Raw genomic sequence first — 16,755 nt, forward strand, 5'->3', positions numbered from 1 at the left:
AACATACCATGAAATCACTTATACTCTTATTATTATTCGTAGCTGGTTGTGGATCCTCTAATGTTTCCGAAGAAAAAGAAAAGCCAGTTGATCTTCAAGATGAAGTAGATATTCCATTTACGGTACTTTATGGTGATAGTAGCGGAAATTTTATGGAACGGGAGATGATCGCGTTTAATGATGTAAAAGCTTTCGAAAATGCTTTGGCTACTGTAAACAAAACACGTAAACCAGGATTGATGGCTCCCGAAATTGATTTTTCGAAATATTCTGTGGCACTTTTAACCATGGGGCAGCAAACAACAGGAGGATATTCGATCAAAGTAGAAAGGGTAGAACTAACCGACCGTAACATTATTGTCTATTACAGTGAAAGCTTTCCTGACCCGCGATCACCAGTTACCATGGCGTTAACGAGCCCTTGGACCATGATTCAGTTTAAAAACGATAAGATGCCGGTCATTTTTGTTCCAGTTCTCAATTAGTAGTTTCTTTCAATAAACTCCATGGCATTTCCGTGTAAGATACGCTCAACGATAGTTTGGGCAGTAATTCTATTATAATCGTGTAGTGTAGCTTGATTCTTCTTTAAATAATCTTCGGCATATACTTTAAGTTCTCTTCCCATATCACGAATATTTTCGGCGGTCCACAACCCTTTAATTGGATTTACAATACCATCAAAATCACTACCTATAGCTTGTAAACCCCAACAAAATAACCCATTGGCATTTAACACTTCAGCAATGTGTTCTACTTGGCGCCAAACGAGTAATGATTTTTTCCTGATCTGTTTTCGTTTATTCGGAAAATAGATCTTTGATGTATTGATCGCTTCTTTACTTCCTATACGGCGCTCATCTAGTTGGAGACCGAACAATCCATTGCTCTTTGCCATGCGTACGATCTCATCATCATAAAAGTTGATATCGATGTCACTAAAAGAACGAGCCCTATCGGGATAATCTGTTTTATCCCACTGTACGATCGAGCGTTTCCCGTTGCAGGCACCATGGCTTGCAATTACTGGTATCCTTTCATTTGCATAGTTAGTCTCAAGCAGCTTATAATACGCTTTCCTAGCGGTTGTACTCATATGCTTTATGTCTAATGGAATACGATTCCCCTCTGTATTGTCTAATAACAATTTAATGACCTCCTGACCTAGCGAAGTGATGCCTGTGTTCATCTCACGTTCTTGATTTTCCTTTAACGCACCTATACTAATACTGCGGGCATGACCACATAACTCGTTATAAAAATGATGCGCAAATGTCAAAAAGATAGGGCGGTGCTCCCAATTCTTTACTTTTTTTACATTAGCGATAACCTCAACAGGATCGCCTGTATTCCTATCCATTTGCAGACCTGTATTAAACGAATGTCCACCCTCTATGGAAATGATAATATTAATGATCTTTCGCTTATCTGTATCCTTTTGAAGATTTTGTTGAATTTCAGAATAACTACTTACCAGACGATATGTATATGTGACCCCGTTTATCACCTGCGCCATATTGTCTAATTCTTTATAAAATTGAAGTTCATCAATAAGATCTTGGAAATAATCATCGTGATTTCGAACATAATCTATGCGACTCTGGCTCACACTGGCTGCCAAATTTACAAGCAGATCTGTAATTCCTTTGATCCCAAGCAGGCGTTTTGTTAGGAAGTGCTTTTCAAAAGGGTAGAGGCTTATAATCACCACTTGTGTCTTTGCTTTTGCCAAAGCAGTCAAGTCTGTTTGGGTAAACTTGGTAAGTGTGATCATTCGGTTTACAAAACGTTCTAGAAAGTTTGGCGGACTATAATGCCAGATCGAGTTTTTTCTTCCGGCATTTAAAATGTTCTGTTTTGGAGGATCATACTTAAAACTTTTGCTATACGGTTTGAGTGACGGATGACAATGAATATCTACGTAATGCGTTTCCATAAACGGTTATTTGGTTGGTTGTCACAAAGTTGCAATAAATTAAGCAGAACGGAAATAGGATTTTTCCTATAAAAATTAAAAGCAAACACCCCGTTCCTTTAATAAGAAACGGGGTGCCTACGAACATATATTTTTTAACCTAGAACTGGTAGCGTATCCCTAAGGCGATATCAAACTCTACGTCATCGCTGTAATCTCCAAAACCAAACTCTGGTCTAAAATCAAGCGATAGAATTAGCGGAATATCAAAATCGTATTCGATCCCAATATCACCTGCCGCAAAAGCATAGGTCTCATTGTCAAAATCTTTACCAAATACATCATCATCAAAATTAACTTGTACCAAACCCCCACCGGCTCCAACATACCAGTTAAAATTACCATCTAGGTTCCAAACCCATTGATACAAACCAGTAAGTTTAATGGCGGTCACATCACTTCTGCTACGCCATCCTAGACCAAACTCTAAACGATTATTATCTCCAAGACCTCGCTGATAGTTGATCTCTGTCCCGAGTCCGTCACTATCACCAAGACGAATACCGATCGCGTTTTCTGAAATGTTTTGTGCTTCTGTAGTAAACATAAGCCCCAATAATGCAATACTTAAAAATAGGATCTTTTTCATTTTTGTTTGTTTTTGTTTCATTGTTAACAACGATAAAATTAACATAATAGGATACCATAGGCTGTTAAAATGCTGCTAAAGTATTTCAGCAAAGGGCATGGTGATACTAGCTTAGTTTTCTACTTTTACAAAACAAGCCATGCAACATTCTCTCAAACAATTTAAGTCGGTTTTTGAAGGTGATTTTCATTATGATGATCTCCACAAGACTTTGTATGCTACAGATGCATCTGTGTATCGAAAGATGCCGTTAGCCGTTGCATTTCCTAAGAACAGTAAGGCGATCAAACAACTGATCGCTTTTGCTTTAGAACATAAAACATCTTTAGTTCCACGTACAGCAGGCACCTCACTGGCCGGCCAATGCGTAGGTGAAGGGATAGTGGTTGATGTGTCAAAATATTTTACAGAAATTCTCTCTGTAGACGCTAAAAACCGTACCGTTACCGTGCAGCCAGGTGTCATAAGAGATGAACTGAATGCATTTCTTCTGCCTTATGGTTTATTCTTTGGTCCCAATACTTCAACCTCAAACCGCTGTATGATAGGCGGGATGGTTGGGAACAACTCTAGCGGAACAACTTCGATACAATATGGAGTTACACGCGACAAAGTACTAAGGATGAATACGATTCTTTCAGATGGTTCGGATGCTGTTTTTTCTGAAATTTCTTCGGAAGTATTTTATCAAAAGGCGAAACTAACCACGCTAGAGGGGCAAATTTATAAAACCATTCTCGCTGAACTTGCTTCGGAAGAAGCTCAAAACGAAATTATAAGTCAGTTTCCAAAACCCGAAATACATCGCAGAAACACAGGCTACGCCGTTGATGCGTTGCTATCTTCCGAAGTATTTGGAGGCAATAAACCGTTTAACTTGTGTAAATTGTTAGCAGGAAGCGAAGGGACACTTGCGTTTACAACAGAGGTCACTCTACAGCTGGATGTGCTTCCTCCAATGCATGAAAGTATGGTGGTTGCTCACTACCAAACGCTTACCAATTGTCTCCAGGACGTAAACGCCGTTATGGAACACGATCTCTTTAGTTGCGAGATGATCGATGACACCATTTTAAATTGCACAAAGAACAACGCCAAATATGAACCTTATCGGTTTTTTGTTGAAGGCGAACCTAAGGCGCTGCTATTGTTAGAGTTACGATCCAACTCCCCTAAAGATCTGGAAAAACAGACTGCTTTCCTTCTAAATACATTGAAAGAAAGTAAGATGTCATATCATACACCAGTGCTTAAGGGTGCCGAAATTACCATGGCCATGGATCTTAGAAAAGCCGGATTGGGCCTGTTAGGAAATATGGTAGGTGATAAAAAAGCAGTGGCATGTATTGAAGATACTGCTGTTGCTTTGGTTGATCTTCCTGATTATATAAAGGAATTTACCGCATTAATGGATCGTTATAAGCAAGATGCCGTGTATTACGCCCATGCTGGCGCAGGAGAACTTCATTTACGACCAATTCTCAATTTAAAGGAAAAAGAGGGAGTTGAATATTTTAGAAAGATCACCACCGATGTAGCGCATCTCACCAAAAAATACCATGGTTCTTTTTCAGGGGAGCATGGCGATGGTATCGTGCGAGCCGAATTTCTACCTTTTTTAATTGGAGAGACTAATTACCAATGTTTAAGACGAATTAAAGCTGCCTTCGACTCAAATAACATCTTTAATCCAGGGAAGATCGTCGATGCCTATAAAATGGACGAATCTTTGCGATATCAGCCAGAGCACAAGGAACGTGAATTAGAAACGCTACTTAATTTTAGTGACTCACAAGGAATCTTACGACTTGCCGAAAAGTGTAACGGTAGTGGCGATTGTCGGAAATCAGCCGAAGCCTCAGGAACTATGTGCCCTAGCTATCAGGCAACCAAAAATGAAAAAGATACCACACGTGCTCGAGCAAACATGCTTCGCGAAGTGCTCACTAATAATACGGCCACCAATGCATTCGATTCAAAAGATCTCAAAGAAGTATTGAGTTTGTGCCTGAGCTGTAAAGCCTGTGCCACCGAATGCCCGAGTAATGTAGATATTGCCACAGCCAAAGCTGAATTTTTATACCAATATCGCAAATCACATGGAACATCGCGAGCAGATAAATTCTTCGGAAAAAGCAGCTATTACAATCAGTGGGCTGCCAAGTTTCCTAATTTGTCAAATGCACTGTTTCAAAATAAAATAAGTTCAAAATGGATCAAATCGTTTAGCGGAGTTGCGCGCGAAAGAACGCTTCCAAGTATTTCAACAAAAAGTTTTAATAAACATACTCAAAATTCTATAAATCAGTTTAATAAAATTAAAAAAGTAGTTTTATTTATAGATGAATTTAGTAAACATTTGGAAACGCATATTGCACAAGACACCTATGATCTTTTAACTGCTTTACATTATGAAGTACAAGTTGTAGATCACTTAGATAGTGCCCGCGCATTATTGTCAAAGGGATTTTTAAAAGAAGCTAAGAAAACTGCCAACACCAATATTCTATTTGTTGCTGAAATGATCTCTGAAGAGGTTCCGTTGCTTGGCATCGAACCTTCCGCCATACTCGGATTTCGGGATGAATACCTTCGGTTGGCAGACGATGTAGATACAGCTAAACGGATCGCGGCCCAAACATTTTTGATCGAAGAATTTTTAGCTTCGGAAATTTCCGAAGGAAACATTACGAGCGCCCAATTTACTTCCGAAGAAAAAAACATTAAGATCCATGTACATTGTCACCAAAAAGCATTGAGTAATCAAAAAGTGACCTTTGATGTGCTCAACCTTCCAAAGAACTACAAACCAACCTTAATTACTTCGGGATGCTGTGGGATGGCTGGTAGTTTTGGTTATGAAAAGGAGCATTACGATGTAAGTATGAAAATAGGGGAGTTAAGACTTTTTCCCGCCGTACGAAAAGCACCTAAAGAAACGATCATTGCTGCTAATGGAACTAGCTGTAGACATCAAATAAAAGATGGAACGACCCAAGAGGCGCTCCATCCAGTAACTATTTTAAAAAATGCATTGCTTTAGTTAGCAACATAAGTATCTAAAGTTGCCGTAGCCACCTGTGAATCTGATGCAGGGAATGGAAGATCAATTCCAAATGCACTTAAATCTTCTAACTCGTAATTTATTGACACCGTTGAAAGTGTGAGACCAACACGCTGCTCATACATATTGTTTGCTACAAGCACATCTTGCGAGGTCAAAATTGGCACAGGGATCACAAAGCCACCAACTTCTATCTGAGCTGTGATCTCTAAATTAAGAACGATCTCCGTTTCGGGATAGTAGGTTGCAACACCGTTAACCAAATCACCAATCTCAAGAGATTTATGCCTTGTGGTTACAATATAGGTGATCTCCAAAGGAATTTGTTCTACTGTTTCTTCCAGAATACCAGTTGTTGTACTAAGAACAGTATTAGCAGTGTCTACATTATAATCATATAAAATCATATCTGAGAAGGGGATCACAATGTTAGGAAAACCATCAACGGGAGCGCCTATAGATCCGCTAACTTTTAGTTGCGTTTCATTGCTTGCCAACGTGCTTCCTTCAAAAAGGCTTACCATAAAGCCGTTTGCTGGCTGTGTTGCATCCATTTGCGCGGTGGTATCACTGTTTGCCATGCTGGTACTACTAACATATAATGAATCGCGGGTTGTGCCTGCTTGATCCACATTATTATAGGTCCAATAGTTACCATCAACAAGCGGAAATGAGAGCCCAACAGCATCAACATCATCACCACCAGCGTCATCATCACTGCTACAGGCGGTTAGCAAAAGACTTGTTAAAGCCAAAAAGAAAAAAGAACGAATCTTCATAAGGTCTATATTTTAAGCTACAGTGTATTTTCTGAAGCAATTTTGACAAATATACACAAAACTATAAGTACTGATTTCACTATTTAAAATGATACTCCCATGCAATTCAGAAGGTATTTCTAGCCTCTAAAAAATAATTTAATCATTTTCCATGTAGTGATAAACCCTTGACATTTAACAGGTTAAAAACTAGCACAATTCAGTTAAAAACATGTTACTTCCTCATTAGCAGCACTTTAACTTTGTAATTAACAAGATGAGATATTATAGTGCAAATTATAGTCGTTTGCCTTCTACAACCCTAGAGCGCTATCATTTGAACACATAAACTCTTTCGTAAAAACCAATACTAATATCAGGGCTTTCCATAAAAGCAACTGCATTACGGACTGTACCTGTTTAACACTGAGAACTCATGGATGCACACACACAACCAGAAAAGAACCCAAAAGATAAAAATCTGCGTATTTTTATTCGTGAAGGAAAACCAATTGTTGAAGAACCAAAAGAATTTATCGCGGTACTTTTTACAAAAGACAAAAAATTCCTTGAACGCGCTATTGTAAAAAACGATGAAGTCGTTTTTGATTCGGAAATTTGCGAGAAAGATGCTTTTAAATTGCTCTTAGCTCCAAATAGAAAAGAAGTTAGGAAAGAGCAAAATTACGAAGTTCTTCAAACGAGACATAAGGCGTACGACCCTGTTGTCAACATCAATGCAGAAGGGCAATTTGAGATCTTACCTATCCCAGACCTATTTATCGACTTTTGGTTTATCAGAAAATGCCGCGTAAAAGGAAATGTGTCAAAATACTTCGACATTAGTGGCTATAACGCAAAAAAAGGACTTTGTAAAACACGAGTTCACATTTGTGAAGTTGATCGATTATTCTGGATTCTTCCAAGGATCCCTGACCATATTATCACTAAGATTCCAGATTTAATAATACGCCCCGAAATTCCATTTCCTGTTCCTGTAGAAAAAATTCCAAACATACCTCCATTCCCAGATCCTAATGGGCCACGGGCAGATCTAAATATTGATCAGATCTTTCAGGCCACAAGTTTTGAGCCTCCAAAACTACAAGAAGCAACAGATAAGATCTCTGAAAGCTATCTAAAGGAAAACAGACAAGCAATACAAGGAAATCAATCGGTGATGCAATTGCTTCAATCGAGCAATACAGCAAATATCAGACAAGCCGTTCTGAATAATTTCCAATTATTTCACCCCATTTTTTGCATCACACCTTGGCTCTGGCCATATTTCTACAAGTGTGATGAGATCAAGGTGGTTTATACAGATGACAATGGAGATTTTGATACAGAAATAATCTATAATCTTTTTGGCGATAAACCTGATCTTTACTTTTGGGTAGAAGCATTTATAGATAATCAATGGGAAACCGTTTACAAACCATCACTACCATGTAATATCTATTGGAATTATACCTGTGCCCAACAAGTAAATGTTATCGTTACAGACCCCAGAGTTCAATGGGACTGTACCGAAGACCTTACCGGAAAAGTAATTTGGGTCAAAACGATCAATTCCGGTACGAGTGTATCACATATAGAGCAAAGGGATGTAACTGGAGCACTAATTCAAGGACATTCATTAAAAAGACAAGGACTCACAGATAAATTTGAAACTGTGGGTAATTACCGTAGACCTTTTGGTAGCGGACTCTCATTTAAAGTTCAATTTAGTGATGCCGTACGGAGTGACCGCTATTCATACTATCGCTGGTCGTACCGTAAAGTAAAGCACGGAGACCTGTCCTTGGCTTATGGCGCACCAATTCCAATCAATAATCCAGCTCACAAAAGATATTCATTCACTTTTGAAGGAACAGACGGTTTTACTCATATCGACTATAATTACGCAAAATTAGGACCGTTAGAAGAAGCAGGAAAAGTAGGTTTATATCATATTCCAACGGTTTCACCAGCGCAAGCACCATTTTTAGCGCCAGAAACTGACGCTGGTTGGCAATCGCGAGACACTTGGACCATTGGATTCGATTCACATTTGGAAGGTGACGGTCTCTATGAGTTTACACTCGAACTTTTTGACAGCAATGGAAATTTGGTTGAAGATGTGCCGAACGAACTATTTCAAGTTCCGCATTACGACACCTTTGCACCATCTGTTTTAGCTCAAAGCGACAATTTAAGAAGCAGCGGACTAGGAAAATGTAATGCCTTTAAAATGCTTATGCGAATTGACAATAGTGAATGCAGTGCCTTGATTTCAAAAATTAAAGTAGACGGGGTAGAAAAAAATCCAACATGCTGTGGCTTTGTACCGTACAAGCCAACTTCCAATATCGAGATCAAATTTAGAGCGTATCACCCGCACAACTTTGCCGATTTGTCGTTTGTTATTCAAAAAGGTACGTGTAGTGACGGCGGTCAGTCTGGCAAAACCAATGCGCGAGGTATGGTCATTGGCGATGCAATTACCAATGATGGAGTAGGTTATTCAAGAAATAGTTTTAGCGAATATTCAAGAACCTTTACACCTGCTGATCTTTTGGGTATTTGTACTTCGGAAGGGAAAGCAGCATTTGCAGAGCATCTCTATGTGAATGCCCTGGCGGTTAATGGGAATACAGAGGTCAATCAATACGATGCTTCCAAATTAGCTGCTTTTGCCTTGGAACCTGAATAGAAGCAAAGATCACAACTTTATTAAACCAAAAAAGAGAGCCTAGGCTCTCTTTTTTATTGCCGCTTAATGTTTAATAGTACGATGTTGAAATGTCCGTGCTACTTTTCTTTCAATATTCCGCTGTAAGATTTACATTTGTTAAAAAGCACATTATGGCTGGCAATTCCTTCGGAAACATCTTTAACTTAACAACATTTGGTGAATCACACGGTGAAGCTATTGGCGGCATCATTGATGGTTGTCCCGCTGGACTTCCGATAGACCTGAAAGCAATTGAAGTAGAAATGCAGCGCCGAATGCCTGGACAATCGGCTATTGTAACTCAGCGAAAAGAACCAGACACAGTACAGTTTCTTTCTGGAATTTTTGAAGGAACTACTACGGGAACTCCTATTGGTTTCCTAATTCAAAACACCAACCAGAAATCGAACGACTATTCACATATCAAAGATACCTACCGCCCCTCACATGCAGATTACACCTATGATAAAAAATACGGTATCCGAGACTATAGAGGAGGAGGACGCTCTTCTGCAAGAGAAACTGCCTGTAGAGTAGTAGCAGGAGCGATCGCAAAACAACTTATCAAAGACGTTGTCATTACCGCATATGTATCTAGCGTTGGGAATTTGCGATTAGAAACAGCTTTTTCGAAATTAGATTTTTCTGAAATAGAAAAGAATCCTGTTCGTACTGCCGATCCTATTATGGCAAAAAAAATGGAAGCATACATAAAAGATATTCGCAAACAAGGAGATACTGTTGGCGGAACCATAACCTGCGTTATTGAAAATGTTCCTATTGGCCTTGGAGAACCTGTATTCGACAAACTTCATGCACAATTAGGTAAAGCTATGCTATCAATAAACGCTGTAAAAGGCTTTGAATATGGTAGCGGGTTTGAAGGGACTCGTCTTAAAGGAAGTGAGCATAATGATCTCTTTAATACAGATGGAAGCACCCAAACCAATCATAGTGGCGGAATTCAAGGGGGCATTAGCAACGGAGAAACCATTTACTTTAATGTTGCATTTAAACCCGTTGCTACTATTATGCAAAGTCAACAAACACTTACAAAAGAGGGCAAAATGACCGAAATGCAAGGTAAAGGTAGACATGATCCTTGTGTTGTACCTCGCGCTGTTCCTATTGTTGAAGCAATGGCAGCCTTAGTTATAGCCGATTTTTGGCTATTAAACAAAGTGTCAAAATTAGCTTAATGGCACAGGCGTATTTCATGAATGCCGACAAATAAGTCGAAAATTATTCGTGTAATCGTATCAAAAAAAATATCTTGTGGCAATGTATTTCAGCACTACATTTTACATAATCATTAAATCTTGCTTAAAAGACATATGAAAAAACTCGCATTACACTGGCAAATTTTATTAGGAATGGCTCTTGGGGTGATATTCGCCCTTGTTATGACCAATTTTGAATGGGGTGCCGACTTTATTGAAGATTGGATCAAACCCTTTGGAACCATTTTTATTAATGCATTGAAGTTAATTGCTATTCCGTTGATTCTTGCGGCCTTGATCAAAGGTATAACAGACCTTAAGGATATATCGAGTTTATCTAAAATGGGGCTTCGAACTATTGTTACCTATGTTGTCACCACAGTGATCGCCGTAAGTATTGGTCTTATGGTTGTGAGTGTTGTTCAACCTGGGAATAGCATCAATGAAGACACTAGATCTGAATTGGTTGAAGCATATGGAGGCGATGCTGCTATGAAAAAGCAGGCATCCGATAAGCAGAAAGATGCTGGCCCATTACAAGCGCTTATTGATCTGGTTCCCGACAATATTTTTAAATCGGCTGCCAGCAATGGAAATATGTTACAAGTTATTTTCTTTGCCGTTTTCTTCGGAATAGGATTGATCCTTATCCCCGAAGAAAAATCAAAAACAGTAAAAGACTTCTTTGATGGGGTTAATGAGGTTATCCTGAAAATGGTTGATCTTATTATGTTGGCTGCTCCTTTTGGCGTTTTTGCCTTATTAGCAGCATTGGTGGTTGAAGCACCTAGTACCGACCTGTTTGCGGCCTTGGCGATGTACGCTATATCTGTAGTTGGAGGGCTCTTATTAATGATTGGTGTTTATCTTTTAGCAGTATGGCTATTTACTAAAAGATCTCCCTTGTCATTTCTGAACGGAATTGGTCCAGCTCAACTTTTGGCTTTTTCTACAAGTTCGAGTGCAGCAACTTTGCCTGTAACAATGGAACGTACTATAGAGCATCTAGGTGTAGAGGAGGAGGTTGCTAGTTTTGTACTCCCTATTGGCGCAACTATTAATATGGACGGAACTAGCTTATATCAAGCTGTTGCAGCGGTTTTTATCGCCCAAGCCTTTGGTATGGATCTGTCCTTTGGAACACAGATGGGAATTATAGCCACCGCAACCCTAGCATCTATTGGTTCAGCTGCGGTACCAGGCGCTGGAATGGTAATGCTTGTAGGAGTTTTAGCTTATGCTGGAATCCCTGAGGCAGGATTGGCACTAATTTTTGCGGTAGATCGCCCCTTGGACATGTGTAGAACTGTTGTAAATGTTACTGGTGACGCCACTGTTTCTATGCTCGTTGCTAAATCACAAAACAAGCTCGGTGAACCCAAGGTCAAAGAATGGGACGATAATTATAAAAAATAAGCCCAGAATTTCAGTAAGTACAACACTTACGTAATCTTAAATATCTGATCTAAATATAGATTGCATTATTGCAATCCGGATGAACACATACCTACTTGAAGGCTATGACTAAAAACTCATAGTATGAAAACAATTTATTTAGCTTTTTCAGCACTTTGCATGTATTCCTTTGTTTCTGCGCAAGTAGGAATAGGAACAACCAACCCAAGTGCTGCATCGAACTTAGAAGTAAGTGGCTCTACGAATGGAGTCGCTCCTTACAGAGGTTTTATGCCTCCACGTGTTGACACCCCTGCAGAACGCGACCTAATTGCTACAACATCTACGGATGCTGGACTTATGATATTTGTTCGTAGTACAGGATGTCTACAACTATGGGATGGAGACAGCTGGGAAGATCTCGATTGCTACACCGTTCCACCTGTACCAACTCAACCTTGGATCAATGAGATCCATTATGAGAATACCGGTCCCGATGTAAGTGAAGGTGTTGAAATTGCAGGTCCGGCCGGAATAGACCTTAGTATTTATCAAGTGATCTTATACAATGGAAGTGGTGGTGCCTCTTATGCCAATATTGGACTTTCAGGTGTCATTGATGATGAAGGCTCAGGTTATGGAGCGCTTTGGTTTCCTGAAGCAGACATCCAAAATGGATCTCCAGATGGCATGGCACTATACAATACCGTAACAAGTACAGTTGTACAATTTTTAAGTTACGAAGGTGATTTTACAGCAACAAATAGTGTAGCCAATGGAAGTACTTCAGTTGACATTGGCGAGTCTGAACCAGGATCTACCCCCATAGGACAATCACTTCAACTCACGGGAAGTGGTAATCGTTATTCCGACTTCTCTTGGAATCCACCAGCAGCGTCTTCCGAAGGAAGTCTTAATATAGGTCAGATCATATTGTAGATTTTTAACCAACAAAAAAAATCTTCGTAAAAACTATATAGGTTTAGTACGAAGATTTTAAATTTATTTACAATATCGTTCCGAAGAGAAACTAGCCTTGCTTTTGTATTTCTACGGAATGAGGATATGGAATTTCAATGCCAGCTGCATCCAACGCATTCTTAGCCCGCTCAAGAGTTTCAAAATACACATCCCAATAATGCTCTGTTAAGCATGCCGGACGAACGGCAAAATCTACCGAACTATCTCCAAGCCCAGAGACTTCAACCATAGGAGCTGGGTCTTTTAAAACTTTATCTTGTGACGTAAGCACTTCCATGAGTACTTCTTTGGTTCGTTTAATATCGGCATCATAACTCACTCCAATTGTGTGAAATACCTTTAAAACACCATGTTCTGAGTAATTGGTAATGTTACCGTTAGAAAGCGCCCCGTTTGGCATGATTACCAATTTATTCTGTGGCGTTGTGATCTTTGTTGTAAAAAGATCTATGTCGGTTACCGTTCCTAATTCACCTTGCCCTTCTATAAGATCACCTATTTTGAATGGCTTAAAGATCATGATCAAAACACCACCTGCAAAATTTGATAATGAACCTTGTAATGCCAAACCTAACGCAAGACCGGCAGCAGCAATGATGGCTGCAAAGGAAGTTGTTTCAACACCTAAATTACCTAAGATAGCGAGAACTAAAAGTATGCGTAACATCCAGCCAAGCATATTTCCAAGGAAATTCTGCAGACTGATGTCATAATTTTTCTTGGCCATCACATGATTTACGCCTCTGATTATCTTCTTAATAACCCATGACCCAATGACCCAAATAAGTATGGCTCCCAAAATTTTTGGCCCGTAGTCAACTAAAAAATCAATGCCTCTTTCAATCCATTTTTCTATTTCCATCTTACAATACTTTAGTAATTAATAATTAAGTGCTAATTTAGTCATAGCTAACTATTTCAAGTCGTCCTTAAACGAGTAAAGGAGGTTGTTTATAGAAAACACACTAATCGAAAAACCATCAAAAAATGAACGTTTGTTTTATTATGTATCCTTGGGATGAAATGGATCCTGAAAATGATTCTACCTTGGCAATGATCCATGAATTTGCAAAAAGAGGTCATGGTCTTGCCATCACTACGCCTGCAAATCTTACCATCCGAGATAGTGTAGCCTTTGCCTTCTGTAGATGCTTGAAACGCACTGAAAAACTATCTAGCAACCTAAAGTCATTCCACGGAAAATCTCAATTTTATGACGAAATGCTACCGCTAGCTGGTTTTGATGTGATCATTCTACGAAGCAATCCACCACTAGATATGATCATGCTTAATTTCTTAGACAGTGTTAAGGACGACGTGTTTATTATGAACGATTTAGACGGAATACGCCGCGCAAATAATAAATTGTATACGGCAGTTTTTGAAGATGAGAACAATGAGATCCTTCCGCGAACACATGTAACCAAAAACAAAGAATATTTAAAGAAGACCATCAAAGAAGGTCCTGACAAGATGATCTTGAAGCCGCTCAATGGATTTGGTGGTTCAGGTGTGATCTTGATCGAAAAACGAGCAATGCTCAGTATTAATTCTCTTTTAGATTTCTATATTGATAATGCCGATGGCACTTCCAATTATGTAATCCTGCAAGATTATATTCCTGGCGCAGATCAAGGAGACGTTCGTATACTAATGCTTAACGGTCAACCTATTGGTGCCATGAAGCGCGTGCCAGGTGATGAAGACCATCGTTCTAATGTAAGCGCTGGTGGTTCTGTTGAAAAGCACACTCTTACAAAACAAGAAAAGGAACTCTGTAGACGTATTGGACCGAAACTCGTCAAAGACGGACTCTATTTTGTGGGTATTGATGTGATCAACGGAATGTTGGTTGAAGTGAATGTGATGTCTCCTGGAGGAATCACCTATATGAATAAAGTCTATAAAACTCGTATCCAAGAAAAGATCATCGATTTTGTAGAAGATATGGTTGAAGAACGCGTTACTGCCTTTGAACGTAAACAAAAACTGAGAAAGCATGTTAAAGATGCCTAGCCCGTATTAAAAGGGAATTTAACAAAGAAGTACTATTATGACCCTTAAACTTCCTGTTTCAGAAATCATTCAGAAAATAAATAACGAAGACACCTTTGAAGCAGTAGCCGAAGACTACTCGTTTACCATAAAGATCGAAGAATATGTGCCCTATGTCTGCGGCGCAGTTCACGACGGACATCAATTCCGAAGAGAGCTTTGGGAAAATTGTCTTCACACAGAGTACGATCGATGGTTTGAGGAAGATCCCTGTACCAAAGAGTTTGTCAAAACACATCCAATTGTTATCGCGGGCTGTGACAGTAGATTTGAATACGATTTAAATAGAGACCCTGAAAATGCAGTCTATGAAGATGCTTGGGGTAAAAAACTTTGGAAAACACCCTTAGAACCAAGTAAACATAAAAGAAGTTTAGATAAACACGCAGCATTCTATCGTGTAGTACACGCGCTCATCAAAAAACTTGAGGAAAAATTTGGTGTGTTGGTGGTGTATGATATGCATAGTTATAACTGGCGGCGGTGGGATAGAGAAGTCCCTGTCATTAACTTGGGAACCTCAAACGTAGATAATGATCGCTTCGGAACTATGATCGAAATATGGAGACAATCGCTTTCAGAGTTAGTTTTACCCAACGGACTTATATCAACTTCAAAAATCAATGATACTTTTCAAGGAAATGGTTATTTCCTAAAATTTATCACCAAAAACTTCCAAAATACCTTAGTTTTGGCGACAGAATTCAAGAAAATCTATTGTGACGAATTAAATCAGACACTCTTTCCTGAAGTGATCGATGCTATTGAAAAACAGCTTCAAACACGACTTAAAGAACACGCTTATTCGTTCTACAAAAACCATAAAACTCAATGATGGCTACCCCAGAGGCAATCAAAAATTTACACCCTAATTTATTTCAAGTTGATAATAATTTGAATCGTTTGGTTCAAAAAATTGAACTTCTCAATTATATCAACCCTATCAATATTGAGAGAGAAAAGCGCAACTTCTTCTCTTCCAAATACAATGAAAATCCAAAATTTCATTATCGCAAAATTGATTTTAATCCGCATAAACTACAACAAGCACTCTTTTCACAGGATATAGATGCTATTAGAGATGACGAATCGAGAGCTTTTTATAGAGACGTTATTTACGACTATTCCAGTTTAGTACAATGTATCGAAAACATCGGGAAGGACCGGAAATTTTACTATAACGCTCTGAAATCGTTTGGAACACCAAAAGAGAAAGATGTAGAGAATGCTCGCTTTATTCTTCATTTTGCAGATGAGGATTTCGACAAGGAGATGCTTCCTGTTTATTCTGCGGAAGAAGCTGCCGAATACTTTTCGGAGTTTACAAAACGATATTCTTTTGAGTTTAATATTCGTTTTTCAACCAAGATCTCGGCTGCAGCGATGGTTCAGAATAATACCCAAACTCTTATTCTAAAGAAAAATCATAAGTACAGCGCCAACCAATTAAAAGTATTGGCTAATCACGAAATTGGAGTTCATTTGGTAACAACATTCAATGGATTGCAACAGCCTTTGAAAATTTTTCACAACGGTTTTCCGAAGAACGTAGAAACCCAAGAAGGACTCGCAGTATTTAGCGAATACATGAGTGGGTGTCTAACTTTACACAGACTTAAAGAACTGGCTTACAGAGTTATTGCTACCGATAGCTTAATTAAAGGCTTTAACTTTTGTGACACCTTCGATCTTCTTCACAATCAGTATAAATTGAACCGTGAAGAAGCCTATAATATTTCATTACGCGCACATCGTGGAGGTGGGTTTACCAAAGATTACAAATATCTAACGGGACTTAAAAAGGTTTATGATCACTATCATGAGGGAAAAGATCTAAAGCCTTTATTGGCAGGAAAAGTTTCGCTTGATTATATTGAATTGGTTAATAAATGGCAAAAGGAAGGACTGGCAACCGAAATATCATATCAGAACAACGCCTTTGAAACTAATAACAACAACAACGAGAAACTGAATTTTATTCTTCAGAATTTAAAATAAATCT

Annotated in this window: 13 protein-coding genes; 9 read left to right on the forward strand and 4 right to left on the reverse strand. The window is 38.9% G+C overall.

Features of this window, described 5'->3' with window-relative positions:
• The first annotated feature begins 8 nt into the window (after positions 1-8).
• The gene (locus ACY2RU_RS06315) at positions 9-485 is read left to right on the forward strand and encodes a protease complex subunit PrcB family protein (RefSeq protein ID WP_490137584.1); all 477 of its coding nucleotides are present in this window, start codon (positions 9-11) and stop codon (positions 483-485) included.
• Here the strand turns inward: ACY2RU_RS06315 and ACY2RU_RS06320 are convergent.
• Both ACY2RU_RS06320 and ACY2RU_RS06325 read right to left on the reverse strand, forming a co-directional pair.
• Positions 482-1,936, reverse strand: coding sequence for a membrane dipeptidase (locus ACY2RU_RS06320; RefSeq protein WP_490137585.1), 1,455 nt, complete (start codon positions 1,934-1,936; stop codon positions 482-484). The two genes, ACY2RU_RS06315 and ACY2RU_RS06320, sit on opposite strands and share 4 nt — an antisense overlap.
• Before the next feature lie 139 nt (positions 1,937-2,075).
• On the reverse strand, positions 2,076-2,564 hold the full coding sequence (locus ACY2RU_RS06325) for a hypothetical protein (RefSeq protein WP_490137586.1): 489 nt from the start codon (positions 2,562-2,564) through the stop codon (positions 2,076-2,078).
• 139 nt (positions 2,565-2,703) lie between these two features.
• Here ACY2RU_RS06325 and ACY2RU_RS06330 point away from each other — a divergent pair, with 139 nt between their 5' ends.
• The gene (locus tag ACY2RU_RS06330; protein ID WP_490137587.1) at positions 2,704-5,607 is read left to right on the forward strand and encodes an FAD-binding and (Fe-S)-binding domain-containing protein; all 2,904 of its coding nucleotides are present in this window, start codon (positions 2,704-2,706) and stop codon (positions 5,605-5,607) included.
• On the opposite strand, the gene ACY2RU_RS06335 is transcribed toward ACY2RU_RS06330, so the two are convergent.
• A complete protein-coding gene (locus tag ACY2RU_RS06335; protein ID WP_490137588.1) occupies positions 5,604-6,407 on the reverse strand; it encodes a hypothetical protein in 804 nt (267 codons plus the stop codon). The two genes, ACY2RU_RS06330 and ACY2RU_RS06335, sit on opposite strands and share 4 nt — an antisense overlap.
• A gap of 415 nt (positions 6,408-6,822) precedes the next feature.
• Here ACY2RU_RS06335 and ACY2RU_RS06340 point away from each other — a divergent pair, with 415 nt between their 5' ends.
• From ACY2RU_RS06340 to ACY2RU_RS06355, 4 genes are all read left to right on the forward strand, one after another.
• On the forward strand, positions 6,823-9,081 hold the full coding sequence (locus ACY2RU_RS06340; RefSeq protein ID WP_490137589.1) for a hypothetical protein: 2,259 nt from the start codon (positions 6,823-6,825) through the stop codon (positions 9,079-9,081).
• A 152-nt stretch (positions 9,082-9,233) separates the two neighbouring features.
• Positions 9,234-10,301: a chorismate synthase gene (gene aroC, locus ACY2RU_RS06345; RefSeq protein WP_490137590.1), complete on the forward strand. Its 1,068-nt coding sequence runs from the start codon at positions 9,234-9,236 to the stop codon at positions 10,299-10,301.
• 135 nt (positions 10,302-10,436) lie between these two features.
• Positions 10,437-11,738 (forward strand): dicarboxylate/amino acid:cation symporter, encoded by a 1,302-nt coding sequence (locus tag ACY2RU_RS06350; protein WP_490137591.1) that lies wholly within the window; start codon positions 10,437-10,439, stop codon positions 11,736-11,738.
• 123 nt (positions 11,739-11,861) lie between these two features.
• Positions 11,862-12,656 (forward strand): phage tail-like protein, encoded by a 795-nt coding sequence (locus ACY2RU_RS06355; protein ID WP_490137592.1) that lies wholly within the window; start codon positions 11,862-11,864, stop codon positions 12,654-12,656.
• A gap of 91 nt (positions 12,657-12,747) precedes the next feature.
• Here ACY2RU_RS06355 and ACY2RU_RS06360 read toward each other — a convergent pair whose 3' ends face one another.
• Positions 12,748-13,560, reverse strand: a complete 813-nt coding sequence (locus ACY2RU_RS06360) for a mechanosensitive ion channel family protein (RefSeq protein ID WP_490137593.1) — start codon at positions 13,558-13,560, stop codon at positions 12,748-12,750.
• A gap of 125 nt (positions 13,561-13,685) precedes the next feature.
• Here ACY2RU_RS06360 and gshB point away from each other — a divergent pair, with 125 nt between their 5' ends.
• The 3 genes from gshB to ACY2RU_RS06375 are packed head-to-tail and all read left to right on the forward strand — an operon-like array spanning position 13,686 to position 16,751.
• Entirely contained in the window at positions 13,686-14,714 is a 1,029-nt protein-coding gene (gene gshB / locus ACY2RU_RS06365) for a glutathione synthase (protein ID WP_490137594.1), read from the forward strand.
• Between the two features lie 37 nt (positions 14,715-14,751).
• Positions 14,752-15,588 carry an N-formylglutamate amidohydrolase gene (locus ACY2RU_RS06370; RefSeq protein WP_490137595.1) on the forward strand — a complete coding sequence of 279 codons (837 nt, stop codon included), beginning with the start codon at positions 14,752-14,754 and terminating at the stop codon, positions 15,586-15,588.
• Entirely contained in the window at positions 15,585-16,751 is a 1,167-nt protein-coding gene (locus tag ACY2RU_RS06375; RefSeq protein WP_490137596.1) for a peptidase MATCAP family protein, read from the forward strand. Before ACY2RU_RS06370 ends, ACY2RU_RS06375 begins: the two co-directional genes overlap by 4 nt.
• The last annotated feature ends 4 nt before the right edge of the window (positions 16,752-16,755 follow it).

The sequence above is a fragment of the Ulvibacter sp. 2305UL32-6 genome, assembly GCF_058148545.1.

Coding starts and splice junctions, on each gene's coding strand:
- ACY2RU_RS06335 (WP_490137588.1), bottom strand. CDS start 6,407: ATGAAGATTCGTTCTTTTTTCTTTTTGGCTTTAACAAGTCTTTTGCTA.
- ACY2RU_RS06315 (WP_490137584.1), top strand. CDS start 9: ATGAAATCACTTATACTCTTATTATTATTCGTAGCTGGTTGTGGATCC.
- ACY2RU_RS06330 (WP_490137587.1), top strand. CDS start 2,704: ATGCAACATTCTCTCAAACAATTTAAGTCGGTTTTTGAAGGTGATTTT.
- aroC (WP_490137590.1), top strand. CDS start 9,234: ATGGCTGGCAATTCCTTCGGAAACATCTTTAACTTAACAACATTTGGT.
- ACY2RU_RS06325 (WP_490137586.1), bottom strand. CDS start 2,564: ATGAAAAAGATCCTATTTTTAAGTATTGCATTATTGGGGCTTATGTTT.
- ACY2RU_RS06360 (WP_490137593.1), bottom strand. CDS start 13,560: ATGGAAATAGAAAAATGGATTGAAAGAGGCATTGATTTTTTAGTTGAC.
- ACY2RU_RS06370 (WP_490137595.1), top strand. CDS start 14,752: ATGACCCTTAAACTTCCTGTTTCAGAAATCATTCAGAAAATAAATAAC.
- ACY2RU_RS06320 (WP_490137585.1), bottom strand. CDS start 1,936: ATGGAAACGCATTACGTAGATATTCATTGTCATCCGTCACTCAAACCG.
- ACY2RU_RS06375 (WP_490137596.1), top strand. CDS start 15,585: ATGATGGCTACCCCAGAGGCAATCAAAAATTTACACCCTAATTTATTT.
- ACY2RU_RS06355 (WP_490137592.1), top strand. CDS start 11,862: ATGAAAACAATTTATTTAGCTTTTTCAGCACTTTGCATGTATTCCTTT.
- gshB (WP_490137594.1), top strand. CDS start 13,686: ATGAACGTTTGTTTTATTATGTATCCTTGGGATGAAATGGATCCTGAA.
- ACY2RU_RS06350 (WP_490137591.1), top strand. CDS start 10,437: ATGAAAAAACTCGCATTACACTGGCAAATTTTATTAGGAATGGCTCTT.
- ACY2RU_RS06340 (WP_490137589.1), top strand. CDS start 6,823: ATGGATGCACACACACAACCAGAAAAGAACCCAAAAGATAAAAATCTG.